The sequence below is a fragment of the Nonomuraea sp. NPDC049504 genome (genome assembly GCF_040676845.1).
GTDB classification, from domain to species: Bacteria; Actinomycetota; Actinomycetes; order Streptosporangiales; family Streptosporangiaceae; genus Nonomuraea; species Nonomuraea salmonea.
Map to the genome: position 1 here is coordinate 165,708 of NZ_JBFAPT010000005.1, position 26,592 is coordinate 192,299.

Here is a 26,592-nt window from a genome sequence, read left to right on the forward strand (position 1 = left end):
CCGGTCGTCCTCGGCGCGTCGCGCGCCCGCGAGAAGTTGGCAGCCGTCCCGCCCTGGCAATAGCGTTCGTGGCCATGCGGACCTTCGCGAACGTACAGGAACTCAAGGCGGCCGTCGGCGAGACGTTCGGCCCCACCGAGTGGCGCACCATCACCCAGGAGCAGGTCAACACCTTCGCCGACGCCACCGACGACCACCAGTGGATCCACGTCGACGTGGAGCGGGCCAAGGAGGGGCCGTTCGGCGGCACGATCGCCCACGGCTACCTGACGCTGTCGCTGCTGCCGTCGTTCATGTTCTCGCTGGTCAAGGTCGAGGGCATCGCCATGGGTGTCAACTTCGGGCTCAACAAGGTGCGCTTCCCCAGGCCGGTGCCGGTGGGCGCGCGGGTGCGCGCGGTCGCCGAGCTGACCGACGTCAAGGGCACCCCGGCCGGCCACCTGTCCAACCTGAAGATGACGATCGAGATCGAAGGCGAGAAGCGGCCGGCCTGCGTCGCCGAGACCCTCAGCCTCTACGTCCCCGCCGAGTGACCGCTCAGAGCAGTCCCGCGACGATCGCGGCCAGCGCGGCCAGGCCGATGAGCCCGAGGTAGGCCAGCACGAGCCGGGTGTCCCGGAGGACGCACTTGCTCCTGGACAACCCCGCTCGCCTGGCCCGCCAATAACCGGCGAACCCGAGCACCGCGAACCCCAGCACCGCCCACGGCCCGAGCAGCCAGGCGAGCAGCGCGACCGTCGCGTACACGCACAGGCGCAGCGGATCGTACGGCTGCGCCCCTCCGCTCTGCCGGGTCACCGCGCCACCGCCGAGAGCCGCTGGCGCGACAGCTGCGGCCACGCCTGCACCGCGCAGAACGGCGCGCACTGGTCCTGCTCGGCGCGCGTCCCCACGTGCACGCAGCACTGCGTGAGCCGTTCCTCGATCATCGTCGACAGGTCCATGAACGGCTTGACCGTGATCCGCACCACCCGCTCGCCCAGCATCCTGCGCAGCTTCTTCCGCCTGCCCGGCAGCGCCGACGAGGCCAGCGTGAGCAGGGTGGAGACGCCGAGGTCGCAGTTCTCGCAGATGGTCCGCCACACGTCGCCGATCTGCGGATGCGACAGCGACGACTGCTCCGACAGCAGCCCGAGCAGCGACTCCTGAACGGCCATGCGCAGCTCGCGCGGGATCTCGGTGTCGGCGATGCGGTTGGAGACCAGGCCGAGGTTCGCCTTGAGCCGGTCGTGGCCGATCAACGCCGTCAGCGAACGCCACTGCTTCGCGTCGTCGCGGATCAGGTAGCCGACCGAGCAGCAGTGGGGGTGCGAGCAGGGCAGCGCGGTCAGGTCGCGCCACGTCACGAGCCCGTCGGTCTGCGGGCCGAGGCGCTTGAGCACGCCGGTGTGGGTGAGGCGGTCGTTCGGGTCGATGACGCCCGACCTGCCGGAGCCGAACTGGGGTTGCAGCGAGACGCCCCCGACGTACGGGGTGTCCAGGGCCAGGCGTACGACGTCGCCGATCTCCCCGTCGTTCACCCCGAGCGCGGCGGTCATGACCAGCGTGGTGAAGATCTCGCGCTCCGACAGCCGGCGTACGGCGTCCGCCTTGATCCTCGTCAGGTCGCCGCCGCGATGGTGCCTGGACGCCTCGGCCGACGTGCCGTCGTACTGGAGGTAGACCTCCACCCGTTCCCTGTGCTCGGTGAGCAGGTCGAGCAGGGAGTCGTCCTTGGCGATGAGCACGCCGTTGGTGTTGATGAGGATGCGGGTGACCGGGCGGGCGGTCAGCTCGGCGAGCAGGGTCTTGAGCTCGGGGTGCAGCGTGGGCTCGCCGCCGCTGAGCATGAGGACGTCGAGCTTGCCGTTCTCGCGCTGGAGCCGCTGGTCGACGTTGGCGAGCACGTCCGCGACCGGGACGACGCCGCTCAGGTCGGGTGAGCTGTCGGCGAAGCAGGTGGGGCAGCGCAGGTTGCAGGTCTCGGCGATGTCCTCCAGGAGGATGCAGGTGTGCTGGGTCTGCATCTCGGGGAGGCCGTGGAGGTAGGCGGAGGGGATGGGCCTGAAGTTTCCCGACATGTCGGGAACGTGCTGCTTTGTGGGGGCGGTCCATTCCTCCAGGTACGCGAGGATCTCCGGGTCCTCGTCGTACAGCGTGCTGATCAACCCGTGCTCGCGGCAGCCGCGTTCGAGCCAGACCCGGCCGTCCCGCTCGGCCAGATAGCCGCTCAGCCGCTCGACCTCCTCCAGGTCGCGGCCATGGCATTTCGGGCAGAACGCGTTCACGTACCGCAGGATCCGGTCGCCCCGCAGCCCCATCCCAGCACTCATGTCATGACCTTCCGCTCGAAAAGGGCATCGTAGTAACCGCGCCGCCACCCGTACGCGAGCCGCACCCCGAGCAGCACCAGCCCCGGCAGCAGGAACCACTGAGGTCTGGTCAGGTCGAGCCACACCGTCTCGTTCGCCCTCGTGAACTCGACCAGGAAGCGGAAGGCCGCGTACCCCGCCAGGTAGAGCGTGAACAGCTCCCCCGGCTGCGTCATCCGCTCACGCGCCCAGCGCAACGCCACGAACGCGGCGAGCTGGAAGATGATCTCGTAGACGAACGACGGATGCATGGCCTCGCCGGTCAGGCATCCCGGGCATTCCGGGGTGGTCGGCGGCGCGTGCACGCCCCACGGCAGGTCCGTGGGGCGTCCCGGCGCCTCGGTCAGGTGGCAGCCGATGCGGCCCACCGCCATGCCGAGCGCCACCGCAGGGGCGAACAGGTCGCCCGTGCGCTCCTTGTAGCCGATGACCCGCTTGGCGATCAGCACGCCGACGTACGCGCCGGTCAGGCCGCCCAGGATGCTGCGCGAGCCGTACAGCCAGAGGTCCTTGAGGTCCAGCGTCTCCATCCAGCCCGCCAGCCGCATCCCGATCGCCCCGCCGACCAGGGCGCCGGCCACCGCGACCAGCGACTGCTCGTTCAGCGCGCCCCTGCCCCGCGCCTCCCTGACGAACACGACCGCGGCCACCAGCACGCCGAGGCCGACGAAGATCTCGTGGTACGGCATGTCAGGTGTACAGGCCCGGGTTGAGTCCCGTACAGAAGCCCGCCGACAGGATCGACCACAACGCCCACCCGATCATCAGGCCCAACCCTGTGCCTCTCGCCCACGGCTTGCGGACGAAGCACAGCCCGATGCCCGCCACCAGGCCCACCGCGGCCAGCACCACTGTGCCGGCGATGACGTAGGGGTTGGAGCTGCCCTGGGCGCTGATGGCGGCGAAGAAGACGAAGAAGCCGATGAGGGCGTTGAGGACGCTGTAGACGGCCAGGCCGGCGAAGAAGAAGGCGACCACGACGCCGGTGGTGTTGGTGGCGGTGGGTGGGGGTGGTGGGGGGCCGAATGTGGGTGGCGGGTACTGACCGCCCGGCGGCGGCCCCCCGTAGGGGCCCTGGGGCTGGCCTGGGTACGGCGGCTGGCCTCCGTACTGTGGCTGTCCTGCGTGCGGTGGGTGGTTCGTGTACGGCGGCTGGTTCGTGTACGGCTGGTTCGTGTACGGCTGGTTCCCGTAGGGCGGCTGGCCGTGCGGTGGTTGGCCTTGATGGGCCGCCGGGGGTCCGTAGGGTGCCTGCCCGGGGAAGGCGCCCTCGTGCAAGGGGCCGCTTTGCGGGGGCGGTTGCTGGGAGGGCAGGGGGTAAGGGGTGTCGGGCGCCACGAACGTCGGCCGCCCAGCCCCCGAAGGCGCCTGCTCCCCCGAAACGCCCCCTTGCCCCGGCACGCCTTGACCCGGCGCGCCTTGATTGGACGTGCCTTGGCCGGTCGGCGGCTTCGTACCAGATACCTCCTCGTCCGGGACCGCCATCGGCTGGGGGACACCTGACGGCGGCGGAATGGCAATGGGCTTACCGGTGGGCGGCGGCATCATCACCGGCCGGCCGCTGGGAGGCGGCGGCACCGGCTGCCCGCCGGACGGCTCGGCGCTGGGCGGCACGCCGACCGACTCCCCGGTCGGAGGCGGCAGGAACTGCGGCTCCCCGACCTGCGCGACCTCCTCCTCAGGGGTCACCTGATCAGGCGTCGCGTCCTCCTGTCCCGGCTTCGGCGTCTCGGGCTCCTCAGCAGGCCCCGGCGGCGGTGTCGTGGTCATCGGCTCGGTCCACCCCCTTGGTCGTCATGATCGATCCCATCACGACGGCGACGAGCGCGTACCGCATCGAGAGGGACGCCGACGACGACCCGGACAGCAACGACAAAACGCTCACCCCGCACACCCTATGGCCCAGCACCCCACCTACCCCGTCACGCGCCCTCCGAGTAATAGATCGCGGCCTGCACCCGGCTCTTCAGCCCCAGTTTGTTGAGCACGCGGCTCACGTGCGTCTTGGTCGTGGCCTCCGCCATGTCGAGCTCCCTGGCGATCTCGGCATTGGACATCCCTCTGGCGATGCAGGCCAGCACCTCACGTTCGCGAGGCGTCAGGGCGTCGAGACCAGCGGCGCTCTCGGCCCTGCGTACCGGCGCCTGCTCGGCGAACGCCGAGATCAGCTTCCGCGTGACGCCGGGCGAGATGAGCCCGTCGCCGCGAGCCACCACGCGCACGGCCTCGACCAGGGAATCGGCGTCGGTGTTCTTCAACAGGAACCCGGCCGCCCCGGCCCGCAACGCGCCGAACACGTACTCGTCCACGTCGAACGTCGTGAGGATCAGCACGTCACAGACCCCCGCCAGCTCGCGGGTGGCGGAGATGCCGTCGAGGCGCGGCATCCGTACGTCCATCAACACGATGTCCGGCCGCAGCTCCCGAGCCATGGCCACGGCCTCGACCCCGTCGGCGGCCTCGCCCACGACCTCGATGTCCTCGGCCCCGCCCAGGATCAGCACGATGCCGACCCGCACCGCCGCATGATCATCAGCGACCAGCACCCGAATAGCCACCATCAACCTCCGCCGAGACCCGAAGCCAATCCCTTACCGACCAAGAGCCGGCACGTCGTCCGTACCGGCCTCGGCGGGCAGCACCGCCGCCACCCGCCACACCCCGTCGTCTCCCGCCGCCGCCGGGCCTGCCTCGAAGGTGCCGCCCACCAGCACCGCCCGCTCCTGCATGCCGACCAGCCCCGCCCCAGCCCCCGGCAACCCCTCGACGCCCCTCGGCCGCCTTCCGCCGACCCGGTTCTCCACCCGCACGGAAATCCTTTCGTCCTCGTAGGCGATCCGCACCAGCACGGGCGACTCCCCGTGCTTCATCGCGTTGGTGAGCGCCTCCTGCAGAATCCGGTAACCGGCCAGGTCGACCGCCGCGGGCAGCTCCCGTACGTCCCCCCCGACCTGCACGTCCACGTCCAGCCCTGCCCGCCGGGCCCTCTCCACCAGGCTCTCCGCGTCGGCCAGCCGGGGCCGCGTGGCCTCGCTCTCCCTGTCGTCGCCCTCCTGCCGCAGCAGCCCGATCATGGCCCGCATCTCGGCCATGCCCTTGACGCTGTTCTCGCGTACGGACTCCATGATCGCCCGAACCGTCGCGGCGTCGAGATCCTTACGGGACAGCGCGGCCGTGGACTGGATGGCGATGGCGCTGAAGTGGTTGGCGATCATGTCGTGGAGCTCGCGGGCCATCCGCGTACGTTCGGCCGAGATGGCCGCCTGCCGGTCGAGCTCGGCGAGATGCGCGACCTGCTCGGCCCGCGCCCGCTCCGCCGCCGCCCTGTCTCTCTGCTCCCGCAGCACCAGCGCCGTCGTGACCGGCGTGATGAGCACCAGCCCCGCCTGAATCCCCATGACGGCCAACTGCCGCCAGTCGGCCATGAGGAACCCGGCCACCGCCCCCGCCGCGATCGTCAGCACCGCGGTGGCGCCCAGCAGCACGCGGGCGAGGCGAGCGGGGCCGTAGAGCGCGACGGCGTACAGGTTGTCGGTGAACAGCAGCACCGTCCCCAGCGACGGCCCCACGAACCCGTCGAACACGATCCCGGCCACCCCGAGCCCCAGCGAGACGAGCGGCGCCCGCCGCCGCACCACGATCCCGGCACAGACCAGCGTCAACGGCCCCACCAGCACCCACGAGGGCACCCCGCGGGGCAGGTAGGCGTTCCCCGCGATCAGCAGCACACCGACCACGAAGGCCACCCCGGCCGGCAACACCGCTCGCAACATGCCCCCATCCCACCACCTCCCACCCCCCGCGACCTCCTGCGAAGGTCCGCCTGTGGATACACCCTTCGATGTATCCACAGCCCCGCCTCACCAGCTCCCCTGTCCACATCCGGCCATACCGATCGCGCATGTCACGCCAACCCCACGCGTCATTGGAACGTCCCAATCGCTATCCCCAGCCGATCGGGAAAGGGCTCCGATGTCGCAGCCATACGGTCAGAACCCCTACGGCCACCAGCCTCCGTCACAGCCGTACCCGCCCCAGCAGCCCGGCTACGGCCATCCGCCGGGCCCGCCGCCGCGCCGCAGAAAGTCCAGCGCCCCGACCGTGCTCATCATCCTCGGCGTCGTGGCCGTCATCTTCTTCGGCGGCTGCGCCGCCATCATCGCCGCCCTCGGCAGCGCCGGCAGCCCTTCATCCACAAGCGCCGCCATCGACCAGGCCGATGCCGGCGACGACGAGCCGGGGGCCACGCAGGAGACCTCACGGCCGAAGAAGGCCAAAGCGCCGAAGATCGGCAGCACCGTCCGGGACGGCAAGTTCGCCTTCACGGTCACCAAGACGGAGCGACGCACCCGAGTCGGCAGCGAGTTCCTCGGCGCCGAAGCACAGGGCGTGTTCCTGCTCGTCCACATCACCGTCGAGAACATCGGCGACGAGGCCCAGGCCTTCACCTCCAGCGCCCAGAAGCTGTACGCCAACGGCAAGGAGTACGAAGCCGACTCCAGCGCCTCCATCTACCTGGAGGGCTCGAAGAGCTTCTACGAGAAGATCAACCCCGGCAATGCCGTACGCGGCGTCGTCCTGTTCGACATCCCCAAGAACCTGACCCCGGAGACCATCGAACTACACGACTCGATCTTCTCCGACGGCGCCCGAGTCTCCCTGTCCTGAGCCACCGAAGAACGTCTCCCGCCCCTACCCGAAGGGGGCGGGAGGCCAGCCCGGAGGCAACCGACCGCAGTGGCGACGCCGGCTCGCCCGCCGACGCAGGACGCCGACCACCCCGACCGTGACCACCTGGAAGGCCCTGGCTCCTCGGGCGAGAGCCGCGAGCCCCTGAGCGCCGATCAGACGGCTAAAAGCACCGTGCGACTCTGGTAGAGTCTTCTTGTCGCTGAGACCGAGCAGGTCAAGGCGCACAAGCTAAGCGGCCGTAGCTCAATGGATAGAGCATCTGACTACGGATCAGAAGGTTAGGGGTTCGAGTCCTCTCGGCCGCGCACAGCATCAAGGCCCGCCACCAGGGATTCCTGGGAGCGGGCCTTCGTGTTTGTGAGGACAATCTCGTGATCTTGCTAACACCTCTGCTGACAAGCGCCCTCTTCCCCCCTCGCCGACCGACTCGGCGAAGATGTCAGCTGCCGAGGTCGCCGGCAGCCTTCGTCCGCCCGGCGAAGCGGGACGTCGTCCGATCGCCATGGGGTGATCGAGGTCTGTCGCGGTCGGGGCGATCGAGGAGCCAGGGTTCGTTCCTCACCCCGGCTTACGGGGAAGCGCAGTCGACCGCGCGCCGCAGTCCGGATGCCCGGCGGCAAGGATCAGACCGCGTGATCACGCGTCACTCCCGTGGTGGCGCTCCGTCTCGCGCAGCCGATCCGGTGGCCGCATGGCCCTGTGAACCTACTGCAGCACCGAGGGTTGGCCGGGATGACGGTAGTGATGGAGTTCCCAGGGGTCGTGAGCGCTGAAGACCGACACCTGGTCGCCGTGGCGGCGGAGGAGTTCGCGTAGCCGAGCCTGAGTGCCGAGTCTGAGATCGTGGTGAACTTCTGAGCTGGTTTGCACTAGATCCAGGAGCGGGTGAGGCTGGGGGGTGTCACCGAGTTCCCGGTGGTAGTAGTAGGCGTCACCGCAGTGCAGGAGCCAGCGGTCGCCGTCCTGGACCGCCACTCCGGCGTGGCCGGCGGTGTGGCCGCCGAGCGGGATCAGGCGGATCTGCGGCGGAAGGCCCTGGGGCTGCAGCGAGGCGAAGCCGAACCAGTCCTCGCCGGGGCCGGTGGGATAGGTCACCCAGTTCGGGTGGTGTGCCCAGTGGGCCGGGCGGTAGCGGAAGCTGGGCGCCTGGCTGGTCGCGGCTTCAAGCTCGGCCGCCAGGACGTGGACCTGGGCGGTGGGGAAGTCGGGCAGGCCACCGCAGTGGTCCACATCGAGGTGCGTCACGATGATGTGGCGTACGTCGCCGGGGTCATACCCCAGCCGGGCGATCTGGCGTATGGCGGTTTCCTGCTCGTCTAGCAAGGGCTGGGCCATCTCGACCCAGTCGGCGCCGAGGGTATGGCTGGGGTCGCGTACATCGTCCAGGCCGAGACCGGTTTCGATGAGGACCAGTCCTTCGGAGTCGGTCTCGACCAGCAGGCAGTGGTTGACGGCGTGCGCGGGGGCCGGGCCCGCGTAGGTGGCTTCGATCTGCCGTACGGACCCGCAGTTGAGGTGATGGATCTGCATGGCGGCTAGCCTGCTAGTTGAAGCGCGGTTCAAGTCAAGGAGGCATGGTGGGCGAGCAACTGCTGGACATCGCAGAGGTAGCCGAGCGCTCCGGACTGGCGGCGTCGGCGCTGCGGTTCTACGAGAAGCGGGGCCTCGTCTCCCCGGCGGGCCGCAACGGCTTGCGCCGGACCTACCACTCCGAGGTCCTCGATCACCTCGCCTTCATCACCTGCGCACGCGGCGCCGGGTTCACCATCGCCGAGATCGCCAGATTCCTGCGGGCAACCCCCGGCGACCTGGAGCTACGCACCCGCATGATCGGCAAGGCCGAGGAACTGGAGGAAGACATCGCTCGCCTGATCCGCATGCGCGACGGCCTCCGCCATGCCTCGACCTGTACGCACGAGCCGCTCGTGGAGTGTCCCGACTTCAAGCGCACCTTTCAACCCGGCACCCCTCCCGCCCCCTGGGACCAGTCCCTGTAGATCAGGCTTGGTCCCGATGCGCCCTGTCCTTGCGGTGAAGGCTCCCTGCCATGCGCGCCGGAGCCCTGTACACGCGGAGAGTGATCGGGGGGTCGGCGTGACCAGGACGGCCGCGACGACATGGACGGGGAAGCCGGCGAGGAGCAGGGTCGTGGCGTGGATGTGGCGGAGGTCGTGAAGCCGTCGCGGACAGAACGGCGGCGCGTCCTCGCCACCTTGACCTGGAGGAACGACAGCATCCAACAGGGCGCCGTCTCGACGGCGTGGCCGCGCTCGAACACAATGTGCGGCTTGAGGATGAGGTGTTGGCGTGTCCAACATTTCTGGCTTTCATGAACAGAGGCCGCCGCGGTCCCCGGACCTGGTTCTATTCGATCATGACATCCAACCGACGAAGGGCCGTGCTGGCGGCGGTCCTGGGCTTGGCCGCGGTGGCTGTTCCCGTGGCCTTACCGGCGGCGGCGACGGCCGTGCCGGAGACGTGTGTGGCGCCGCCACCCGACAGTCCGGAATATGACGACTTCGTGCTCACGTACAAGACCGAGTGCGCCTCGAAGAACAACTACGACCGGACTTTTCCGGACGTGACGGTGTCCGCGCTGGTCGACGGGCGCAACGAGCTGTCGGTCACGACCTCGACGGCGCTGGCCGGCGCGATCGCGTCGGTCAAGGTGAACGAGAAGGAGTTCATCTCCAGCGGCGGCCACGGCGCGGCCTTCCAGTACGCCTTCCACGCCTGGAAGGACGGTCAGGAGGCGAGCGAGTGCTACAACCCCACGCAGGCCGGCGCCCGCAGGGACGACGACGGCAAGCCGCCGCCGTACCACGGACCCAGCACGAGCGCGCTCTACACCATGGCCGGGTCGGGCAGCTCCATCCGTACGGAGCAGCGGCCGGCGATGTTCATGACCTTGACGGACACGCAGCCGGGCTGGGGCGGCTGCCGCCCCGCCGACCGCCAGCCGGCGCGTGTGCCGTACACGATGGGCCTGTCGCCGTACTGGCTGAAGACCAAGATCGACATGGCTCCCGACCACGACGCGGAAGGGCTGGAGAACGTCTTCCGCGCCGCCGCCACGATCACCTCGGAGGACGAGCCGTACGACCACTTCAGCAGCGCCTTCGTCGCCTACCTGCAGCCGGACTTCACCAAGGTCTACTCCTACAGCCCCCAGCTGCGGCAGCTGTCGGCCCGGCCGGCGGAGTCGCACACGAGCAAGGACCCCATGGTCCGCTGCACAGCTGACGGGCACTACTGCCTCGGCATGTACGTCAAGCCCGACGTCCAGGGCGACAAGGCGTACTACTACACGATGACGCGCCCGCCCATGGACTACAACGGCCACTTCGGCGAGAACACCATCCAGGTGACGAGCCCCAGCGGCGCCATGGACGAGGGGGACGAGCGCACCTACGAGACCTACGTGGTCGTCGGCGACAAGAGCCGCGTCGAGAGCACCATGACGCAGCTCCACGAAGCGTTCACATAGGTCACGGAAGACCCTTGGCCCGGCGGCCGCTCCGCTCCGCGCCGGTCGGCCGCCGCTCCGTACGACAGGCCCTCCGGGATCATCAGGGAGGGCCTGATCAGGTGTCGTACATGCCGTCCCACGGCTCGTAGAAGCCGATGTTGTCCGGGTAGAACTCGGCGTGTTCCATCCCTCGAAGGTCTCGATGACCAGACCGAACAGGACCCCGTCGAACGTGCGCTGGAAGGGCCGGATGGCGATGTCGTCGAGGCGGAACCCGGGAAGCGCCTCGAGCCAGTGATCGAGTCGCTCGTTCGCGAGGTCGACGGCTGCCCGATGGTCGTCTTCAGCGCCGGTCCGCTCGATGCGAGAGTCGAGGTGATGGCCGGCGGCGTCGAAGGTGTGCAGGACGGCCTACTCCCATGCACCTGAGAGTAGAGACCAGGACCGACACCGCTGAGGACCGTCGGGGCCCTACGGGCGTATCGTCCGAATGTGGATCATCCCGCCGGAGGGCTTCGGCATCGCAGGTGCCGGGACGATGCGGGTGTGCTGGTCGAGGATGCCGACGCCCGACGAGCGGCTCGCCATGGATGACCGGAGCCTCGAACTGCCAGGTCAGTCGGACAACGGCCAGTAGAACTCATACGTCAGCACCGCGCCCGCCACGACCGAAAGCGGCCAGAGCGGGACAAGCCAGAGCGCCGTCAAGCGCGTGCGCCGCATACGTCGGGGGATCATCGTGATCATCGCACCCAGCAGGGCGCAGCCGACCGGCGCGAAGAGCCAGACGAAGAAGAGAGCCTGATCCAAGGCGCTGATGGGAGCGCATTCTTCGGTCTCGTACCCCGTCATTGAAACGGCCGGCCTGGAAGGTTCGGCAGAGGCTCAGGCGCCGCGGTGATCGTCGTACGGACGGGTGGAAGCTTTGCTCCCGTGACCACCGTGCGGACGTCCAGAGACGTCCCGCTCTCGGGACGGCCTGGACGCCGCCAGTGCGCACGGCCTCTCACCCGAGTCAGCGGGCTTCGAGGTCGCCGTGGGCCTCGATGGACAGGTCCTGCCAGTCGGACCAGATCTTGAGGCGGGCGGCGTACGCCTGCTCGATCATCGGCTGGAACCCCTTCCCGAACAGCACCCGCACCGGCGGGTTGTCGGAGTCCACGAGCTTGAGCAGGGCCTGCGCCGCGGCGGCCGGGTCGCCCGCGGGCATCTTGCCGGCCATCGCCCCGAGCCGCTGACGGAGGCCGTCGTAGGCGGGGTCGGGCTTGGCCATGTGGCCGTTGGCGAGGGGGTCGGGGTTGTTGCCGTCGCGGGTGGCGAACCCGGCGGGCTCGATGATGGTCAGCTTGATCCCGAACTCGGCGACCTCGCCGGCGAGCGCCTCGTTCAGGCCCTCGAGGGCCCACTTGGAGGCGTGGTACGCGCCCCCGAGCGGCATGGCGATGATCCCCGCGGCGGAGGACAGCTGGATGATGTGCCCGGAGCGCTGTGCCCGCAGGTACGGCAGCGCAGCCTGCACCACCCACACCGCGCCGAACAGGTTGGTCTCCATCTGGTCGCGCAGTTCCTGCTCGGTGAGCTCTTCGACGGCGCCGACCTGGGCGTACCCGGCGTTGTTGACGATGACGTCGAGGCGGCCGAAGTGCTCGTGGGCACGCTGCACGGCGTCGAAGACGCCGGCCCTGTCGGTGACGTCCATCTCCAGGGGGAGGACGGCGTCGCCGTAGGTGTCGGCCAGCGCCTTCAAGCTCTCGGTGCTGCGGGCGGTGGCGGCGACCTTGTCGCCGCGCTCCAGGGCGGCCTGTACGAAGTTGCGGCCCAGGCCGCGGGACGAGCCGGTGACGAACCAGACCTTCTGCATGATGTGCTCCTTGTGGTTTGCCGCTGTCAGCCCTTTCAACCTCCAAGACGAGACAGCCCCGTGAACCTGTGAGATCCCGGACGTGTGAGCTGCGACACATGCCCCTTTTGTCCGGGATGGTGATATCAATGGTCGGCGTGACCCGCGTCGAGGAGTTCCAGGAACTGAGGCCGCTGCTTTTCGCGATCTCCTACCGCATCCTGGGCAGCGTGAGCGAGGCCGAGGACGCCGTCCAAGAAGCCTGGCTGCGCTACGAGGGCTCCGCGACCCGGCCCGATTCGCCCAAGGCGTTCCTGTCGGCGACGGTGACGCGGATCTCGATCGACGTGCTGCGCTCCGCCCGCGTACGGCGTGAGGCTTATGTCGGGCCCTGGTTCCCCGAGCCGCTGCTGTCCGACCCCTACCAGGACCCCGAGCGGTCGGCGGAGCTGTCCGACTCGTTGTCGATGGCGGCGTTGATCCTGCTGGAACGGCTCAGCCCGCTCGAACGCGCGGTGTTCGTCCTCCGCGAGGTGTTCGCCTTCAGCTACCGGGACATCGCCGCCGCCGTGGACCGGTCGGAGGCGGCCTGCCGCCAGCTCGCCGTGCAGGCGCGCCGCCACATGGAGGCGGGCCGGCCCCGCTTCGAGGCCGACCGCCGGGCCCGCGACCAGCTCGCCGGGCGCTTCTTCCACGCGATGCGCGAGGGGGACGTCGCGGGGTTGCAGGAGCTGCTGGCCGCCGACGTGCAGCTGGTCAACGACGGGGCCGGCAAGATCGGCAGCACGATCCCGCTGTTCGGCGACACGAAGGTCGCCAAGGTGCTGGCCGTCATGATCCCGCCGTTCGCCCAGATCGGCGCGGCGCTGGAGCCGACCGAGGTGAACGGCCAGCCGGGCGCGATCATCCGCGACCGCGACGGCCGCATCTTCAACGTCTGGACGCTCGACATCCAGGACGGACGCATCCAGACCATCCGCTCGATCGTCAACCCCGACAAGCTCACCCACCTCGGCCCCATCGCCGACGCCCTCGCCGTCATCGACGAGAAGAAGCAGGTCCGCCGCAACCGTTAACTCGGGTAGCGCAGGCTCAGCTCGTCCATGGCGAGATCCCAGAAGGACCGGTAGCGCGTGGCGCCGGGTTTCCAGGGCGCGAGATACCAGGCCTCCCACTCACCTTCGGCGCTCTTGACATGCGGATTGAGGAGCGCCACGCCATCGTCCCAATAACCGGCCAGAAGGGTGTCGGGCACGTACTCCCCCCTGAAATGGATGGACTCCTGATCAGGTCCGTAGACGAAATAGAGCTCGTCGGGGACACACAGGGGCGTCGACCAGACCTCGGCCATCGACGGATCGACGTCACGCAGCCACCCGGCCTCTTGCAGAGGCAGCAGGCGGCAGTCATCGTCGCCGCCCCAGCCGTTGGCGACCATCAGGAACTGCCGGTAGCTCGTCGGCAGCTCCACACCCAGCCGCTCTTCAAACTCCCGTACCTCTGCTTCGGTGGCCGGCGGATGCAGCTCACCCAGCGGGTTACGAGTGCGGCGCCCCCTGATGCGTTCGTGCCATGGGCTCACTGCCAGGAAGACCCCTCTTCGAATCGAGCTGTCCCAGCACAATAGCGCTGGGGGCGGCACCCAGCCCGCACTATTGGCGGCGGCTTGCGGCCACTCATCCACGCCCGCGCGATCTGCGCCAACGTTTGGCAGCGCTTCCCGCTCCAGCGTCTGGTGAGCTCGGTCCACGTCTCCTCGCTGACATATCCGCAGACGTGATCGGTGGCCGCCGCCAAAGCATCCTTCTCAATGGCGGTTTCCAAGTGATCCACGGCCTCCTTGATCAATATCTTTTCGCGCTCCAGTGCTTTTCTCGCCGGCACCTTCTACTGTGCATACGGATCCTGTCGTTGACCTCCTGGACGGGGCGGGCCTAGCATCGTGTGGGAACGTTGCCATACCGCGAAAGGCGCCCATGTCCTCCGTACGTGTTCTTGATCAGGGCTGGGAGCTTCGGGGGTTTCTCGGGGATGACTGGCAGTTGCATCGGGCGCAGTTGCATGCCCGGGAGGGGCACACCGGGGGCTGGGTGCCGGCGAAGGTGCCCGGGAGTGTGCTGGCTGATCTGGTCGCGGCCGGGGAGGCGGTCAGTCCGTACGTCGGGCGGCAGAGCATGCTGTCCGAGTGGGTGCCTCAGCGGACCTGGGTTTATCGGACGCGGCTCGTCATGCCCACGCCGGAGGCCGGCGAGCGGGTGTTTCTCGAGTTCGACGGCATCGACTATGCGGCGGCCGTCTACCTCGACGGGGAGCGGGTCGCGGTGCACGAAGGCACCTACGTGCCGCTGGTCGTCGAGGTCACCGGGCAAGTCGGTGGGGAGCATGCGCTGGCGGTCGTGGTGGAGCCGGCGCCGGTCAGTGAGCCGCAGGTCGGGTACACGGCCAAGGTGAACGTCCACAAGGGGCGTATGGGGTACGGGTGGGATTTCTGCCCGCGGCTCGTGCATCAGGGGTTGTGGCAGCCGGTGCGGTTGCGGACGACCAAGGCGCTGCGGCTGGTTGACGTGTGGGCGCGGGCCAGCATTGAGGGCGAGGTCGGGAAGGTCGTCGTTCGGCTTGATACGGATGCGGCCGACCAAGAAGGCTGGGCTGAGCTGGTCCTTCGTACGGCTCAAGGCGAGGTCGTGGCGGAGGCGGGCGTTCCGCCCAGCGGCAGTACCACGCTCACCGTGGACGATCCCCGCCGATGGCATCTCAACGGGCACGGCGAGCCCTGCCTCTACACCCTCACCACGATCCTGCGCGACGCGAAAGGCGAGGTCAGCGACCGGCGTGACACCCGGATCGGGTTCAGGGACGTGCGGTTCACCCGTGATCCCGGGGCACCGGCGGACGCGCTCCCGTACCGGCTGGCGGTGAACGGCCGGCCCACCGCGATCAAGGGGTGGAACTGGGTGCCGGCCGACGCGCTCTACGGCGCCATCGGCCAGGACAAACTGCGCCACCTCCTCACGCTCGCCCGCGACGCCGGCGTGACGATGCTGCGCGTCTGGGGCGGCGGGCTCATCGAGAGCGAGGCGTTCTACGACCTGTGCGACGCGTACGGCATCCTCGTCTGGCAGGAGTTCGCCCAGTCCAGCTCGGGCATGGAGAGCCTGCCCAGCGACGACCCCGCGTTCGTGGCCAGGATGACGGCCGAGGCGGAGCGCATCGTCCCGGCGCGGCGCAACCATCCGAGCCTCGCGATCTGGTGCGGCGGCAACGAGCTGCAGCGGGCCGACGGCGTGCCGCTGAAGGACGCGGACTCGCCGGTGCTGGCGGCGCTGCACGGCGTGGTGGCCCGGCTGGACCCCGACCGGCACTGGCTGCCGACCTCCCCGACGGGGCCGGTGTTCGGGAACACGCTGGAGAGCGTACGCACCGGGCCCGAGCACCACGACGTGCACGGCCCGTGGGAGCACCAGGGTCTGGACGACCACTACCGCCTCTATGACGAGGGCAAGGCGCTGCTGCTGAGCGAGTTCGGGGTGGAGGGGATGAGCAACCTGCGGGCGATCGAGTCGGTGGTGCCGGCCTCGGAGCGCCGGCTGCCGACCACCCGCAACCCGATCTGGGACCACCTCGGCCGCTGGTGGAACAACGAGCCCCTGGTACGCGCCGCGTTCGGCGACGCCATCGAGGACCTGGGAACGTTGTCACGGGCGAGCCAGTTCCTCCAGGCCGACGGACTGCGGTACGCGGTCGAGGCCAACAGGCGCCGCCCCGAGAGCTGCGGGGTGCTGCCGTGGCAGCTCAACGAGTCGTTCCCGAACGGCTGGTGCACGGCGTCCGTGGACTACTTCGGTGAGCCGAAGGCGGCCTACCACTACGTGCGGCGGGCGTACCGGCATGAGCACGTGTGCGCGGCGCTGCCCGCGCCGCGCGCGCACGAGCTGCGCGCGGTCGTCTGGGCCTGGTGGGAGGGCGGTCCGGCCGAGGTCGAGGCGCGCGTGCTGGGCCTCGACGGCGGCGTGCGGGCCGAGCGGCGCTGGACGGCCGCCGCCCCCGGCGAGGTCGGAACGATCACGTGCGCGCCTGGGCCGGGCAGCTTCGTGCTCGACCTGTCCGTACGCGGCGAGCGCCGCACCCTCACCAACCGGCGTACCATCACCAACCGGTACGTCCTGACCGCAGGCCCGGGCTTCGCCGACCTGCTCACGCTGCCCGAGGCCCGCGTCACCACCGAGCTGGAGACCGGCGACACGACCTGGACGCTGCGGCTGCGCCACGAGGCGGGCCCGGTGGTGCCGTTCGTGCGCCTGCTCGACGCCCGCCCGGCGGCGGCGCCCGGCTGGGCCCGCTGGGACGACAACGCGTTCGACCTGCTGCCCGGCGAGGAACGCGTGCTCCACGCCACCTGGGACGGCGTGCCGCCGCAGGATCGCCGGATCCGCCTGGACGCGTGGAACCTCCCGCCGACGACCCTGACCGACGCCGGCGCGTGACTCCCCCGCAACGCCGGAAAGCGCCCTCCGCCGGCGATCGGGGCGACGTGCGGGCGACGCTCGCTGACAACGTCATCCGAGGCTGACCGCATGTATTAGTGTGACGACCGTGAGTAACGGAGACTCCGTCGCCGCGGCCCTGTCCGCACGCGTCCTGCGCCGTATCGGCCGGCGCGGCGCGTCGCTGGCGTTCGTGGGCCTGCTGTGCCTGGCCGTCGCCGCGTCGCTCGCGTTCAGGCAGGGCGGCGAGCGGGCCGCCGCCGGTCAGGCGATGCTCACCACGATCGCCCCGATACCGGTGTGGGCGCTGGCCTGGTGCCTGACAGGCGTGCTCTGTCTGGTGCAGATGTTCCTGCGCTCCGACAGGGTCGCGTTCGCGGTGGCCACCGCGCTGCTCCTGCTGTACGGCCTGGTGCACCTGATCTCCACGTTCACCGGCGACAATCCGCGCGGCTGGGTGGCCGGGGCGGTGTGGCTGGCGTTCGGCGGCTGGATCGCGCTGATCGCCACCTGGCCGGAGGCGGCCACAGTGCACCGGCTGACGTCGGGGTGCCGGGGCGGGCCGGCCATCGTCGTGGCGGACGGGGGCGGCGTCATCCAGTCGTGGAACCCGCAGGCGGCGGCGCTGTTCGGGTGGAGCACGGAGGAGGCGGTGGGCCGGCCGCTGACGATCCTGATCCCGCCCCGGCTGCGCGAGCGGCACCTGGCGGGGCTGACCAGGGTGCGGTCGTCGGGCGAATCGGTGCTGTCCGGGCGGATCATCCGGCTGATGGGGCTGCGCCGCGACGGCAGCGAGATCCCCATCGCGTTGACGGTGAACACCTGGCGGGGCGACGACGGCGTCGGCTACACCGGTGTGATCAGGCTCGTGGGAGGAGCCGGCGATGTCGAGTCTGACTGAGGTCCTCATTCAGATCGCGGTCGGGGTCGTCCCGCTGGGCGTGGCGTACCTCGCCTTCCGATCGGCCACCGACGCCAACAGGAAGACCCACGAGGCGGCACTGCTGCAGGTGGAGCGGCAAGCGGAGCTGGAGCGTTCCAAGGTGGACGCCGAGGCGTACACCAGGGCCAAGACCATCTACGAGGACGCGCTGAGCCAGCTGGAGCGGCAGCTCGCCCGCATGCAGGGCCAGGCGGAGCAGGTGAGCGCCGACCTGACTACTGAGCAGGACATGTCCACGGCGATGCGCGACCAGATCCGCAGGTTGCAGGCGCAGATCCGGGCGCTCGAACGTACGGTGATCGCGTTGCGCGCCCAGTTGCTCGCGGCGGGCCTGGCTCCCGCGCCCGCCTCGGAGACGACCGGCCCCTACCAGCTCCAGCACCGGCTGGCCGACTGATCGGGTGGACATGGGGCGCCCCCTTCTGTCACCATTTCTTTCATGATCATGCGAAAGGAGGGCGCCTCCGCCCTCGCCCGGTGAGCGACATCCTGCAGCGGGAAGCTGCTTCGCTCCGTGACCGATGGCTGGGCCGCGCGCTCTCGACGCGGCCCGCGGACCGCAAGGCCGCAGAAGCCGCCGTCTCCGATCTCTACCGGTTCATCGGTCTGTCCCCACCCCGTTTCCACTGGGTGACCTCGCCTGCCGCCGCGTTCGCGACCGTGCCCGCCGGGCTTCCGCCCGGGCAGAGCGTCGAGCGAGTGGACGCGTGGCCGCTGCCGGCCAGGTTCGCGACGCTGCGCCACCGCGTGTACGGGGCGGTGCACGCCCGCGTACGCCCGGCGCAACGCCCGGTCGACGTGCTGCTGCGCCGCGAGGTGCACCAGCCACTCCTCAACACGGCCGGCCGCTGCCTGCTGCCGCCCGTCGAGCTCGCGCACAACGAGGCGTCGCGGCACCAGACCTGGTACCGCACGGTGTGCGTCTCCTGGATCGCCCACTGCGACGCGCTGCGCCGGATCGCCGGCGTGGAGCTGCCCGCCGAGCTGGCACGCCAGGTGGACATGTGGACGGCCGTGGCCACGGCGTGCCACTGGTGGTGGCCGTCCGAGCACGTGTGCGTGATGTCGGAACGCCCCGCCGAGCTGCACACGGAGACGTGGACGGCGACCGGCGAGCAGCGCCCGCACCACGCGGACGGCCCATCGGCACGGTACGCCGACGGCTGGGCCACCTACGCCTGGCACGGCACCAGGATCCCGTCCTGGGTGATCCACGACCCCACCCCCGAGCGCATCTCCGCCGAGCCCAACGTCGAGGTCAGGCGCTGCGCGATCGAACGCCTCGGCTGGCCCGCCTACATCGCGCGGGCCGAGCTGCGGCTGGTCGCCACCGCCCCCGACCCCGGCAACGCGGGCACGGAGCTGCGCCTCTACGACATGCGCCGGGACACGCGGGTGCTGCTCGCGGTCAACGGCTCGGTCGAGCGCGACGGCCGCCGCAGGCAGTACGGCCTCACCGTGCCCGGCTACTTCGACGATCCGCTCGCCGCCGCCGGCTGGACGTACGGGCTGTCCGGCGAGCAGTACGCCCAACTCCTACGCAGAACCTGAGGTGATGCTCATGACAGTGACGCTGGCCACGCTGGCCCGGCAGACCGGCCTGACCGTGCTCGACCACCTGGAGCAGTCGATCCAGATCCCCGTGCTCGACGGCCCGCAGGCCCAGGGCGACCTCATCGTGGTGCCGCTGCGGCTGGTGGCGGCGTCGGTGCAGATCCGCGACGACCCCCGCTGGCAGGCCGTGCCCCCTGAGGGCGTCGAGCTGCTGCGCGGCGCGGCGGGCGGCAACCCGCACACGCTGGTCGCCGAGCCGGGCACCTGCCGCTGGACGGTGAACGTCTCGGACGCCGACGGCCTGGCGATCGGCGTGTTCTCCGCCTCGGCCCCGGTCTATCTGCTGCATCCGGAGCACGGCGGCTCGGGCTGCGCGCCCGGCACGTACGTGGTGCGCCGCCAGCGCGAGCACGAGGGCCGCCGCGCCCGCCTGGTGGCCGACTAGCGGAATCGCACCCGGGCGTCAGGCCGCGGTTTGACCCTGACGCCCGGGTCAACGTTCAGCTTCACGTCCACTCACCTACGAGAGGACGTTCTTGACATCCTCCACCTCGTGAACGAGGGGGATTCCCACGGTCGCCCGTGAGGCTTCCTGCTTCACAGCCGGTCGCCCGCCCGAGAAAGAAACTCTCGTTGAGGTCTTACACCAGCTCCACAGGCGTTTCACCTCTCCGCCAGCCCGGCGGCGAGGATGTTTCCGATCGTTCGTCCAGTGGCTTGGTCATCACCACCGTCGAACACACTACCGAACCGTGCGATGTCGTGCGGCGTTTTGACGCCGAGTCGCACCTGTTCGCCGCCGACAGTGCGGCGCCCGACGGGCCCGAGCGCATCGTGGAGGCGGCGATGGGGCGGCTGGGCCGGACGACGTCCTGGTCAACAACGCGGCGATCACCCAGCCGGCCGCGCTCGGGGCCATCGATCGGCGTACCGCGGAAGACCCGAGGAGCAGATCGCCGCCGCGGGCGCGGGGCTCACCGGACGCATCCCGCTCGGCCGCATCGCCCGGCCCGCCGAGATCGCATGGTGGATCGTGAACGTGGCGCGCCCCGAGGCCGCGTACCTCACCGGGGCCGTGATCCGGGTGGACGGCGGCCTTTCCGTGGCGGCGGGGCAGCAGGCATAGGCTGGAGCGATGCTGATCGGGGAGCTGGCGCGGGCGAGCGGCGTCACCGTCAGGGCACTGCGCTACTACGAGCAGCAGGGCCTGCTGCGGCCGGAACGGACCTCCAACGGCTACCGCCACTACGACCGCGGCGCGGTGTCGACGGTCCGCAACATCCGGCTCCTGCTGTCCAACGGCTTCACCGCCCAGGACGTCCGCGGCTTCCTGCCCTGCCTGGAGGGCGACGACGTGGCGCTGGGGCCGGCCTGTCCGCCCAGCGTCGAGGCGGTGACCAGGAAGGTGGCGGACCTGGACGAGCGGATCGCCGAGCTGAGTGCCGTGCGTGACCGGCTCGTACGGGCCCTGGCAGGCGGCGGGACGCCGCGGCGGCCCGGCGCGGTCGCCCGCCACCCCGCCTACCGGCCTTAAGAGGCGTGGACCTCGGCGAGCAGCTCGGCCGAGCGCAGCCACGCCTTCCTGTCGACCGCGGAGAAGGCCACGATCAGCTCGTCGGCCTGAGCGTGCTCGGCGAACCGGTCGACATACGCCTTGACCTCGGCCGGGTCGCCGACGGCCGAGTATTTGGCCATCTGCACGAGCTGCCGGCCCGCCGGGGAGTCGAGGATCATGTCGGCCTCTTCGTCCGTGAACGTGCGCCCGCGCCCGAGGAACCGGGTGACCCGCAGCCGCTTGGAGGCCAGGAACTGCTCCTCGGCCTCCTCGGTGGTGTCGGCGGCGATGACGTTGAGCGCGGCGATCACGTGGGGCCGGTCGAGCTGGGCCGACGGCTTGAAGTCGCGCCGGTAGAGGGCGACGGCCTCTTCCAGGGCGGCGGGCGCGAAGTGGGAGGCGAACGCGTACGGCAGGCCGAGCGCGGCGGCGAGCTGCGCGCCGAACAGCGAGGACCCGAGGATGTAGAGCGGCACGTCGGTGCCCCTGCCGGGGGTGGCGTGCACGCCGGGGATGCGGGTCTCGCCGGTGAGGTAGCCCTGCAGCTCCAGCACGTCCTGCGGGAACGAGTCGGCCGACGAGGGCGTGCGGCGCAGGGCGCGCATGGTCTGCTGGTCGCTGCCGGGCGCGCGGCCGAGACCGAGGTCGATGCGGCCGGGGTGGAGCGTCTCCAGGGTGCCGAACTGTTCGGCGATGGTCAGCGGTGAGTGGTTGGGCAGCATGACGCCGCCCGCGCCGAGGCGGATCGTCCGGGTGTGGGCGGCGATGTGGGCGATCAGCACGCTCGTGGCGGAGGAGGCGATGCTGTCCATGTTGTGGTGCTCGGCGTACCAGATGCGCTGGTAGCCCAGCTCCTCAGCGCGCTGGGCGAGGGTCACGCTGGCGGCGAAGCTGTCGGCGGCCGTCTCGCCCTCGCCGATGTGCGCCAGATCGAGGATGGACAGCGGCAGAGCCATGAGTGAGCGCCTTTCGCAGAGCGGGGTGACCTGGTGGTGGTCAACAGCGGCGCCTGCCCGGTTATTTCATGGGGCCGAGCCCCCGCAGGCGTCGGGCGGGGGCTCGGCCGGGTGCGCGTGAGCGCTAGGAGGTGGCGCAGGTGAGCCCGGACGGGCCGCCGGACCCGCCGCTCGCGATGAATCCGAACGTGGTCGTCGCGCCGGGGGCGATGTTGCCGTTCCAGTTCAGGTTGGTGACGGTGACCGATCCGCCGCTGACGGACAGGTCGCCGTTCCACAGCTGGGAGATCGTCTGTCCGGAGGGCAGCGTCCAGCCGACCCGCCAGCCGCTGGTGGCCGCGCCGCCGGTGTTGGTGACGGTGACCTCGCCCTGCATGCCGCCCGACCACTGGCTGATCGCCTTGAACGTCGCCGAGCACCCCTCGGGCCCGGTCGTCGGCGTGACGGTGGGCGAGACGGTGGGCGAGACGGTGGGCGAGACGGTGACGGTGGGTGAGACCGTGGGCTCGGGCGCGGCCATGGCCAGGTCGTACGCCCGCTGCGGCACGAACTGCCCGGCCTGCGCGATGCACCCGTCGGCCTCGCCGGGCGGCTTGACCCAGAGGTAGGCGTCGATCGCGGAGTCGCCGGTCTCCGTGGTGCTCCAGATGCCGGTGGCGCGGCCGCCCGGGTCGCACCACTCGCTGCCGGCCGGGCCGTTGCCGTTGCGGCTGGTGTCGATGACCGCCTTCAGCCTGGAGACGCCGGTCGCCGCGATGATGCTCTTCGCGTACGACACCAGCCCAGGCGTCGAGCGGTAGTTGGAGGTGTTGACCGCGATGCCGTCGGCGCTGTTGGCGACGTCGGCGCCGTTGAGCCGGGAGGCGGCCTCCGAGGCGGACAGCCAGGCGTCGTGGCCGATGTCGAAGTACACCTTGACCTGCGACGACGTGCCCTTGAGCCGCTTGCCGGCGTAGGCCATGGACGCCTTGACCTCGGCCTGCTCCGAGCCGTTCATGCAGTTGGTCATGATGGCCAGGGCGTCGGGCTCCAGCACGATCGTGGCCGGCCGGCCGCCGAGCCCGGCGGCGATCTGGTCGATCCAGGCGCGGTAGGAGGCGTGGTCGGGGGCGCCGCCCGCGCTGGGGCCTCCGCAGTCGCGGTTGGGCATGGCGTACACGGCCATGATCGGGATCTTGCCGGCCGCTGCGGCGGCGCCGACGTACGCGTCCACCTGGCTGCGTACGGTGCTCGGGTTGTAGGTGGCGAACCAGCGGCCCTGCGGCACGGCCGCGATCCGGTCCCTGATCACCGCCGCCCGGCTGTCGCCCGGGTTGGCCGCCACCCACTTGGCGGCGTTGGTCTGGGGATCGACGTAGAAAGCGGAGTCGGCGGCCTGGGCGGTGGACGACGAGGCGGCGACGACGACCGCCCCCGCCGCGGCCATGGCGGCCGCTGTGAGGAGCACCGCCAACACGGGCCTTCTGCGAGACATGAACGATCTCCGTCCGTCATGTGGGAGCGCTCCCACGGGCTTCCGTGGATCGTAGAAAGCGCCCCCGTACATGACAAAGACATCGGATCGCTCCCGAACCCTGCGCCGCAGGTCGGAGCGGGTGCGGGCGGTGAAACTTTCAGCCGGCCAGGCACGCCTCGAAGACGGCGGTGAGCCGGTCGACGTCCTCCGGCGTGGGCTGCTGGGGGCCGAGGCGGCGGCGCGTCGCGCCGATGCCGAGCAGGACCGCGGTGGCCATGCGGGCCCGCGCGCGGGCGTCGGGCCCCTCAAGCCGGGCGACCAGCGGCTCCAGCACCGCCGTGATCAGCCGCTCCCTGGCCACGGCGTGCACCTCGGGGTGCATGGCCGAGCGTTCGAGTGTGCGCAGGATGGGGCTGTCCGGCGGCTGGTGCATGCGCTCGGCGGCGTACTCGGCCAGCCGCCTGGGCAGGTCCTCGGCGTCGCCCTCGTACAGGGCGCCGAACCTCGGCTCGCCCTGCAGCACGGCGCCGAACAGGCCGGCCTTGGATCCGAAGTAGCGGCCGACCAGCGCGATGTTGGCCTCGGCCGCCGCCGCGATCATGCGTACGGTCACCTGCTCGTAGCCCTGCTCGCCGAAGAGCGCGCGGGCTGCCTGGAGGATCCGCTCCCGGGTGGCCTCGCGGTCGCGCGGCCTGGCCTCAGTCACCTGGGGACTCATGCCCGCACTCTACTCGGCGGTCACCCACTTACCGCGCGGCTAGTAAACGGACGTATACTCGTCGAGGACAAAAATGAACGAAGGGGATGTGGTGTTGTCTTGGTAGCGCACGCACCGGCCGCGTCCCCCGCGAAGCGGCACTACACCCACCGCGAGATCCTCGAGGTTCTGTCCGGGCTCATGCTCGCCATGCTGACCTCGATGATCTCGACTTCCGTGGTGGGTACCGCGCTGCCGACGATCGTGGGGGAACTAGGCGGTCAGGACCAGTACTCATGGGTCGCCAGCGCGACCATGCTGACGATGACGGTCTCGACGCCGTTGTGGGGCAAGCTGTCCGACGTCTTCGGGCGCAAGCTGCTCTTCCAGAGTGCTCTGGTGCTGTTCGTGGCGGCCTCGGCGGTGGCCGGCATGTCGCAGAACATGGGGCAGCTCATCGCCGCGCGTGCCATCCAGGGCCTGGGCGTCGGTGGTCTGTCGGCTCTGTCGCAGGTGATCCTGGGGGACATCGTCTCGCCGCGCGAGCGTGGCCGCTACTCCGGCTACATGGGCGCCGTCTTCGGCATCTCGACGGTCGCGGGGCCGTTGCTGGGCGGGTTCATCGTGGACACCGAGTGGCTGGGCTGGCGCTGGTGCTTCTACGTGGTCGTGCCGTTCGCCCTGGTGTCGTTCTTCGTCATCCAGAAGGTGCTCAAGCTGCCGCGGATCAAGCGGAAGACCTCGATCGACATCTGGGGCGCCACGACGATCACGGCCAGCGCGAGCGCGCTGATGCTGTTGCTGACCCTCGGGGGCAACGAGTTCGAGTGGAACTCGCCCTGGACGTACGTGCTCGCCGCCACCGCGCTGCTCATGCTGGCGCTGGCCGTGCTCTCGGAGCGGACCGCGCGCAACCCGATCCTGCCGCCGCGGCTGTTCCGCAACAGGACGTTCGTCCTCACCAGCCTCGCCTCGCTGTTCGTCGGCATGGCGATGTTCGGCGCGATGATCTACCTGCCGCAGTACCTGCAGATCGTCAAGGGGCTCAGCCCGACCAACTCGGGCCTGATGACGCTGCCGATGGTCATAGCGCTGTTCCTGGCCGGCGTCATCTCCGGGAAGATCGTCACCCAGACCGGGCGGTGGAAGATCTTCCCCGTGGCGGGCCTGCTCATCGTGGCCATCGGGCTGTTCCTGCTGTCCAGGCTGCACGTCGACTCCAGCGAGTGGCTCATCGGCTTCGACGTCGCGGTCCTGGGCACCGGCCTCGGCCTGTCCATGCAGATGCTCATCCTGGCCGCGCAGAACGGCTCCGAGCTGCGTGACATGGCCTCGACCACGTCAGGCGTGTCGTTCTTCCGCTCCCTGGGCGGCGCCGTCGGCGTGGCCGCGTTCGGCGCGATCCTCACCGGCCGGCTCAAGGACGAGATGGCCGCGATGCTGGCGGCGGCCGGCATCAAGCTCCCCGGCGGCGGTGACGTCAAGCTCGGCAGCCCCGAGGCCATCCAGCACCTTCCAGGGCCGGTCAAGAACATCGTGCTGGAGTCGTTCACGCGGGGCCTGGAGACGGTGTTCATCGTGGGCGTGCCGATCGCGCTGCTCGGCTTCGTCGCCACGATCTTCCTCAAGGAGCTGCCGCTGCGCGGCTCGGCCGCGCCCGCGGCACCCACCCCTCAACCGCTCAGCAAGGACGACCTCGTCCTGGCGGGCCTGCTGCTGGAGCTCATCGCCCAGCGCATCGAGCGAGCCAACGGTGAGCGCTCGGCACTGCTCACCGCGGTCGCCGACATGGCGCCACCCGACGGCCGCTCGGAACGCGAACGGGCCAGGTCGGTCGCGCAGAGCGTGCTGCGGCCCACCTCGCGCGCCCTGATCGCGCAGGCCACGCCACCGCAGAAGGACCTCGTCTCAGGAGGAATCACACAATGATTCGCAAGTTCGTGGGTGCCGTCGCCGCGGCCCTGGCCGTCATGGCCGGGCTGTGGCAGATGATCGCGCCCTTCGCCCTCGGCACGCAGCCGGAGGACGCCGACTGGACGAACGCCACCCAGTCGGAGTTCTTCACCGGCCTCGGCGTGGCCGTCGTGGGCGTCGTGGGCGCGATCGCCTTCGTGGCGGCCATTCACGAGGACCTGGTGGTGCGCGGCCTGGTCGTGCCGAAGCCGCGCCGCGAGCCAGAGCCGGAGCCTGAGCCCGTGCCGGTCGCTCCCGCCGGGCCGCAGGCCACCTCCGCCGAGCTGGCGAGCCTGCTGGCCCCGCTCGTGGAGGCGCTGCGTGAGGACCTCAACACCCGTACGGGCGGTGGCGAGCACCGCCAGAACGGCAAGGCTTCCCTGGTCGGAGTGGAGGACAACCGTTGAAGGCCAAACTGGGCGTGGGCGCCCTGGTGCTGCTGTTCCTCGGCGGCCTGTGGCTGATCGCGGCCCCGTTCGCGGTCGGCTACCAGCCGCGCGGCGCCGAATACGCCGACGCGACCGTCAACGACCTCTGGCTGGGCGGCGCCCTCGCCGGGATCTCGTTCGTGGCCCTGGTGATCTACGCGGCCGACGCGCTGCGCGAGCTGGCGCACCGCGGCAGGCACGCCGACGTCTGACG

Annotated in this window: 30 protein-coding genes and 1 tRNA gene; 17 read left to right on the forward strand and 14 right to left on the reverse strand. The window is 70.2% G+C overall.

Translation table 11 applies throughout. The features are described from left to right. The first annotated feature begins 74 nt into the window (after nt 1-74). Nucleotides 75-533, forward strand: coding sequence for a MaoC family dehydratase (locus tag AB0K28_RS12155; RefSeq protein WP_345393655.1), 459 nt, complete (start codon nt 75-77; stop codon nt 531-533). 4 nt (nt 534-537) lie between these two features. Here the strand turns inward: AB0K28_RS12155 and AB0K28_RS12160 are convergent, their stop codons facing one another. From AB0K28_RS12160 to AB0K28_RS12175, 4 genes are read right to left on the reverse strand one after another with little or no spacing between them, the layout of a single operon-like run. Beyond that, entirely contained in the window at nt 538-798 is a 261-nt protein-coding gene (locus AB0K28_RS12160; RefSeq protein ID WP_364368377.1) for a hypothetical protein, read from the reverse strand. After that, nucleotides 795-2,312 carry a radical SAM protein gene (locus AB0K28_RS12165; RefSeq protein ID WP_364368380.1) on the reverse strand — a complete coding sequence of 506 codons (1,518 nt, stop codon included), beginning with the start codon at nt 2,310-2,312 and terminating at the stop codon, nt 795-797. Before AB0K28_RS12165 ends, AB0K28_RS12160 begins: the two co-directional genes overlap by 4 nt. Next, complete coding sequence (locus tag AB0K28_RS12170) at nt 2,309-3,040, reverse strand: prolipoprotein diacylglyceryl transferase family protein (protein WP_345393648.1); 732 nt, start codon at nt 3,038-3,040, stop codon at nt 2,309-2,311. Before AB0K28_RS12170 ends, AB0K28_RS12165 begins: the two co-directional genes overlap by 4 nt. A gap of 1 nt (nt 3,041) precedes the next feature. Then, complete coding sequence (locus AB0K28_RS12175; protein WP_345393645.1) at nt 3,042-3,329, reverse strand: hypothetical protein; 288 nt, start codon at nt 3,327-3,329, stop codon at nt 3,042-3,044. A 541-nt stretch (nt 3,330-3,870) separates the two neighbouring features. Between AB0K28_RS12175 and AB0K28_RS12180 the strand changes: the two genes are divergently transcribed. After that, nucleotides 3,871-4,044: a hypothetical protein gene (locus AB0K28_RS12180; protein WP_364368383.1), complete on the forward strand. Its 174-nt coding sequence runs from the start codon at nt 3,871-3,873 to the stop codon at nt 4,042-4,044. Nucleotides 4,045-4,089: 45 nt separating this feature from the next. Here AB0K28_RS12180 and AB0K28_RS12185 read toward each other — a convergent pair whose 3' ends face one another. From AB0K28_RS12185 to AB0K28_RS12195, 3 genes are read right to left on the reverse strand one after another with little or no spacing between them, the layout of a single operon-like run. Next, nucleotides 4,090-4,236 (reverse strand): hypothetical protein, encoded by a 147-nt coding sequence (locus tag AB0K28_RS12185; protein ID WP_364368386.1) that lies wholly within the window; start codon nt 4,234-4,236, stop codon nt 4,090-4,092. A 37-nt stretch (nt 4,237-4,273) separates the two neighbouring features. Beyond that, nucleotides 4,274-4,912 carry a response regulator transcription factor gene (locus tag AB0K28_RS12190; protein WP_364368389.1) on the reverse strand — a complete coding sequence of 213 codons (639 nt, stop codon included), beginning with the start codon at nt 4,910-4,912 and terminating at the stop codon, nt 4,274-4,276. A 30-nt stretch (nt 4,913-4,942) separates the two neighbouring features. Then, nucleotides 4,943-6,124: a histidine kinase gene (locus tag AB0K28_RS12195; RefSeq protein WP_364368392.1), complete on the reverse strand. Its 1,182-nt coding sequence runs from the start codon at nt 6,122-6,124 to the stop codon at nt 4,943-4,945. Nucleotides 6,125-6,323: 199 nt separating this feature from the next. On the opposite strand from AB0K28_RS12195, the gene AB0K28_RS12200 reads away from it, so the two are divergent. Next, the gene (locus tag AB0K28_RS12200) at nt 6,324-7,019 is read left to right on the forward strand and encodes a DUF4352 domain-containing protein (RefSeq protein ID WP_364368395.1); all 696 of its coding nucleotides are present in this window, start codon (nt 6,324-6,326) and stop codon (nt 7,017-7,019) included. 256 nt (nt 7,020-7,275) lie between these two features. Next, a tRNA-Arg gene (locus AB0K28_RS12205) sits at nt 7,276-7,348 on the forward strand. Nucleotides 7,349-7,748: 400 nt separating this feature from the next. On the opposite strand, the gene AB0K28_RS12210 is transcribed toward AB0K28_RS12205, so the two are convergent. Then, entirely contained in the window at nt 7,749-8,573 is an 825-nt protein-coding gene (locus tag AB0K28_RS12210) for an MBL fold metallo-hydrolase (RefSeq protein ID WP_364368398.1), read from the reverse strand. 44 nt (nt 8,574-8,617) lie between these two features. Between AB0K28_RS12210 and AB0K28_RS12215 the strand changes: the two genes are divergently transcribed. Both AB0K28_RS12215 and AB0K28_RS12220 read left to right on the forward strand, forming a co-directional pair. Continuing rightward, nucleotides 8,618-9,040 carry a MerR family transcriptional regulator gene (locus AB0K28_RS12215; RefSeq protein WP_345393615.1) on the forward strand — a complete coding sequence of 141 codons (423 nt, stop codon included), beginning with the start codon at nt 8,618-8,620 and terminating at the stop codon, nt 9,038-9,040. A 377-nt stretch (nt 9,041-9,417) separates the two neighbouring features. Continuing rightward, a complete protein-coding gene (locus AB0K28_RS12220) occupies nt 9,418-10,530 on the forward strand; it encodes a hypothetical protein (RefSeq protein ID WP_364368401.1) in 1,113 nt (370 codons plus the stop codon). A gap of 597 nt (nt 10,531-11,127) precedes the next feature. Here AB0K28_RS12220 and AB0K28_RS12225 read toward each other — a convergent pair. Continuing rightward, nucleotides 11,128-11,322: a hypothetical protein gene (locus tag AB0K28_RS12225; protein WP_364368404.1), complete on the reverse strand. Its 195-nt coding sequence runs from the start codon at nt 11,320-11,322 to the stop codon at nt 11,128-11,130. Between the two features lie 205 nt (nt 11,323-11,527). Further along, complete coding sequence (locus tag AB0K28_RS12230; RefSeq protein WP_364368407.1) at nt 11,528-12,373, reverse strand: SDR family NAD(P)-dependent oxidoreductase; 846 nt, start codon at nt 12,371-12,373, stop codon at nt 11,528-11,530. Between the two features lie 128 nt (nt 12,374-12,501). Here AB0K28_RS12230 and AB0K28_RS12235 point away from each other — a divergent pair, with 128 nt between their 5' ends. Further along, on the forward strand, nt 12,502-13,428 hold the full coding sequence (locus AB0K28_RS12235; protein ID WP_345393597.1) for an RNA polymerase sigma-70 factor: 927 nt from the start codon (nt 12,502-12,504) through the stop codon (nt 13,426-13,428). On the opposite strand, the gene AB0K28_RS12240 is transcribed toward AB0K28_RS12235, so the two are convergent. Further along, nucleotides 13,425-14,102 carry an SMI1/KNR4 family protein gene (locus AB0K28_RS12240; protein ID WP_364368410.1) on the reverse strand — a complete coding sequence of 226 codons (678 nt, stop codon included), beginning with the start codon at nt 14,100-14,102 and terminating at the stop codon, nt 13,425-13,427. The genes AB0K28_RS12235 and AB0K28_RS12240 overlap by 4 nt on opposite strands. A gap of 364 nt (nt 14,103-14,466) precedes the next feature. On the opposite strand from AB0K28_RS12240, the gene AB0K28_RS12245 reads away from it, so the two are divergent. The 7 genes from AB0K28_RS12245 (at nt 14,467) to AB0K28_RS12275 (ending at nt 20,867) form a co-directional block, all read left to right on the forward strand. Continuing rightward, nucleotides 14,467-16,836: a glycoside hydrolase family 2 TIM barrel-domain containing protein gene (locus AB0K28_RS12245; protein ID WP_364368413.1), complete on the forward strand. Its 2,370-nt coding sequence runs from the start codon at nt 14,467-14,469 to the stop codon at nt 16,834-16,836. Nucleotides 16,837-16,945: 109 nt separating this feature from the next. Then, entirely contained in the window at nt 16,946-17,737 is a 792-nt protein-coding gene (locus tag AB0K28_RS12250; RefSeq protein WP_364368416.1) for a PAS domain S-box protein, read from the forward strand. Then, the gene (locus AB0K28_RS12255; protein ID WP_345393585.1) at nt 17,721-18,176 is read left to right on the forward strand and encodes a hypothetical protein; all 456 of its coding nucleotides are present in this window, start codon (nt 17,721-17,723) and stop codon (nt 18,174-18,176) included. The genes AB0K28_RS12250 and AB0K28_RS12255 overlap by 17 nt, the downstream gene beginning before the upstream one ends. A gap of 80 nt (nt 18,177-18,256) precedes the next feature. Further along, nucleotides 18,257-19,330, forward strand: coding sequence for a DUF6745 domain-containing protein (locus AB0K28_RS12260; protein WP_364368419.1), 1,074 nt, complete (start codon nt 18,257-18,259; stop codon nt 19,328-19,330). 10 nt (nt 19,331-19,340) lie between these two features. Further along, nucleotides 19,341-19,778: a hypothetical protein gene (locus AB0K28_RS12265; RefSeq protein ID WP_364368422.1), complete on the forward strand. Its 438-nt coding sequence runs from the start codon at nt 19,341-19,343 to the stop codon at nt 19,776-19,778. Between the two features lie 312 nt (nt 19,779-20,090). After that, nucleotides 20,091-20,459, forward strand: a complete 369-nt coding sequence (locus AB0K28_RS12270; protein WP_364368425.1) for an SDR family oxidoreductase — start codon at nt 20,091-20,093, stop codon at nt 20,457-20,459. A 9-nt stretch (nt 20,460-20,468) separates the two neighbouring features. Then, entirely contained in the window at nt 20,469-20,867 is a 399-nt protein-coding gene (locus AB0K28_RS12275) for a MerR family transcriptional regulator (RefSeq protein WP_364368428.1), read from the forward strand. Here AB0K28_RS12275 and AB0K28_RS12280 read toward each other — a convergent pair. The 3 genes from AB0K28_RS12280 to AB0K28_RS12290 form a co-directional block, all read right to left on the reverse strand. After that, a complete protein-coding gene (locus tag AB0K28_RS12280) occupies nt 20,864-21,844 on the reverse strand; it encodes an LLM class flavin-dependent oxidoreductase (protein ID WP_364368431.1) in 981 nt (326 codons plus the stop codon). The genes AB0K28_RS12275 and AB0K28_RS12280 overlap by 4 nt on opposite strands. A 124-nt stretch (nt 21,845-21,968) precedes the next feature. Continuing rightward, nucleotides 21,969-23,318, reverse strand: coding sequence for a glycoside hydrolase family 6 protein (locus tag AB0K28_RS12285; RefSeq protein WP_364368434.1), 1,350 nt, complete (start codon nt 23,316-23,318; stop codon nt 21,969-21,971). Nucleotides 23,319-23,457: 139 nt separating this feature from the next. Further along, nucleotides 23,458-24,018, reverse strand: a complete 561-nt coding sequence (locus tag AB0K28_RS12290) for a TetR family transcriptional regulator (RefSeq protein ID WP_364368437.1) — start codon at nt 24,016-24,018, stop codon at nt 23,458-23,460. A 99-nt stretch (nt 24,019-24,117) separates the two neighbouring features. On the opposite strand from AB0K28_RS12290, the gene AB0K28_RS12295 reads away from it, so the two are divergent. From AB0K28_RS12295 to AB0K28_RS12305, 3 genes are read left to right on the forward strand one after another with little or no spacing between them, the layout of a single operon-like run. Continuing rightward, a complete protein-coding gene (locus AB0K28_RS12295) occupies nt 24,118-25,926 on the forward strand; it encodes an MDR family MFS transporter (RefSeq protein ID WP_364368440.1) in 1,809 nt (602 codons plus the stop codon). Continuing rightward, entirely contained in the window at nt 25,923-26,357 is a 435-nt protein-coding gene (locus tag AB0K28_RS12300; RefSeq protein ID WP_345393558.1) for a hypothetical protein, read from the forward strand. The genes AB0K28_RS12295 and AB0K28_RS12300 overlap by 4 nt, the downstream gene beginning before the upstream one ends. Then, complete coding sequence (locus AB0K28_RS12305) at nt 26,354-26,590, forward strand: hypothetical protein (protein ID WP_345393556.1); 237 nt, start codon at nt 26,354-26,356, stop codon at nt 26,588-26,590. Before AB0K28_RS12300 ends, AB0K28_RS12305 begins: the two co-directional genes overlap by 4 nt. The last annotated feature ends 2 nt before the right edge of the window (nt 26,591-26,592 follow it).

Excerpts from the sequence above, each read along its gene's own strand:
- AB0K28_RS12180 (WP_364368383.1), top strand. The coding sequence starts at position 3,871 with ATGGGCTTACCGGTGGGCGGCGGCATCATCACCGGCCGGCCGCTGGGA.
- AB0K28_RS12190 (WP_364368389.1), bottom strand. The coding sequence starts at position 4,912 with ATGGTGGCTATTCGGGTGCTGGTCGCTGATGATCATGCGGCGGTGCGG.
- AB0K28_RS12170 (WP_345393648.1), bottom strand. The coding sequence starts at position 3,040 with ATGCCGTACCACGAGATCTTCGTCGGCCTCGGCGTGCTGGTGGCCGCG.
- AB0K28_RS12290 (WP_364368437.1), bottom strand. The coding sequence starts at position 24,018 with ATGAGTCCCCAGGTGACTGAGGCCAGGCCGCGCGACCGCGAGGCCACC.
- AB0K28_RS12210 (WP_364368398.1), bottom strand. The coding sequence starts at position 8,573 with ATGCAGATCCATCACCTCAACTGCGGGTCCGTACGGCAGATCGAAGCC.
- AB0K28_RS12300 (WP_345393558.1), top strand. The coding sequence starts at position 25,923 with ATGATTCGCAAGTTCGTGGGTGCCGTCGCCGCGGCCCTGGCCGTCATG.
- AB0K28_RS12255 (WP_345393585.1), top strand. The coding sequence starts at position 17,721 with ATGTCGAGTCTGACTGAGGTCCTCATTCAGATCGCGGTCGGGGTCGTC.
- AB0K28_RS12235 (WP_345393597.1), top strand. The coding sequence starts at position 12,502 with ATGGTCGGCGTGACCCGCGTCGAGGAGTTCCAGGAACTGAGGCCGCTG.
- AB0K28_RS12230 (WP_364368407.1), bottom strand. The coding sequence starts at position 12,373 with ATGCAGAAGGTCTGGTTCGTCACCGGCTCGTCCCGCGGCCTGGGCCGC.
- AB0K28_RS12195 (WP_364368392.1), bottom strand. The coding sequence starts at position 6,124 with ATGTTGCGAGCGGTGTTGCCGGCCGGGGTGGCCTTCGTGGTCGGTGTG.
- AB0K28_RS12280 (WP_364368431.1), bottom strand. The coding sequence starts at position 21,844 with ATGGCTCTGCCGCTGTCCATCCTCGATCTGGCGCACATCGGCGAGGGC.
- AB0K28_RS12265 (WP_364368422.1), top strand. The coding sequence starts at position 19,341 with ATGACAGTGACGCTGGCCACGCTGGCCCGGCAGACCGGCCTGACCGTG.
- AB0K28_RS12200 (WP_364368395.1), top strand. The coding sequence starts at position 6,324 with ATGTCGCAGCCATACGGTCAGAACCCCTACGGCCACCAGCCTCCGTCA.
- AB0K28_RS12275 (WP_364368428.1), top strand. The coding sequence starts at position 20,469 with ATGCTGATCGGGGAGCTGGCGCGGGCGAGCGGCGTCACCGTCAGGGCA.
- AB0K28_RS12155 (WP_345393655.1), top strand. The coding sequence starts at position 75 with ATGCGGACCTTCGCGAACGTACAGGAACTCAAGGCGGCCGTCGGCGAG.
- AB0K28_RS12270 (WP_364368425.1), top strand. The coding sequence starts at position 20,091 with ATGTCGTGCGGCGTTTTGACGCCGAGTCGCACCTGTTCGCCGCCGACA.
- AB0K28_RS12220 (WP_364368401.1), top strand. The coding sequence starts at position 9,418 with ATGACATCCAACCGACGAAGGGCCGTGCTGGCGGCGGTCCTGGGCTTG.
- AB0K28_RS12285 (WP_364368434.1), bottom strand. The coding sequence starts at position 23,318 with ATGTCTCGCAGAAGGCCCGTGTTGGCGGTGCTCCTCACAGCGGCCGCC.
- AB0K28_RS12165 (WP_364368380.1), bottom strand. The coding sequence starts at position 2,312 with ATGAGTGCTGGGATGGGGCTGCGGGGCGACCGGATCCTGCGGTACGTG.
- AB0K28_RS12215 (WP_345393615.1), top strand. The coding sequence starts at position 8,618 with ATGGTGGGCGAGCAACTGCTGGACATCGCAGAGGTAGCCGAGCGCTCC.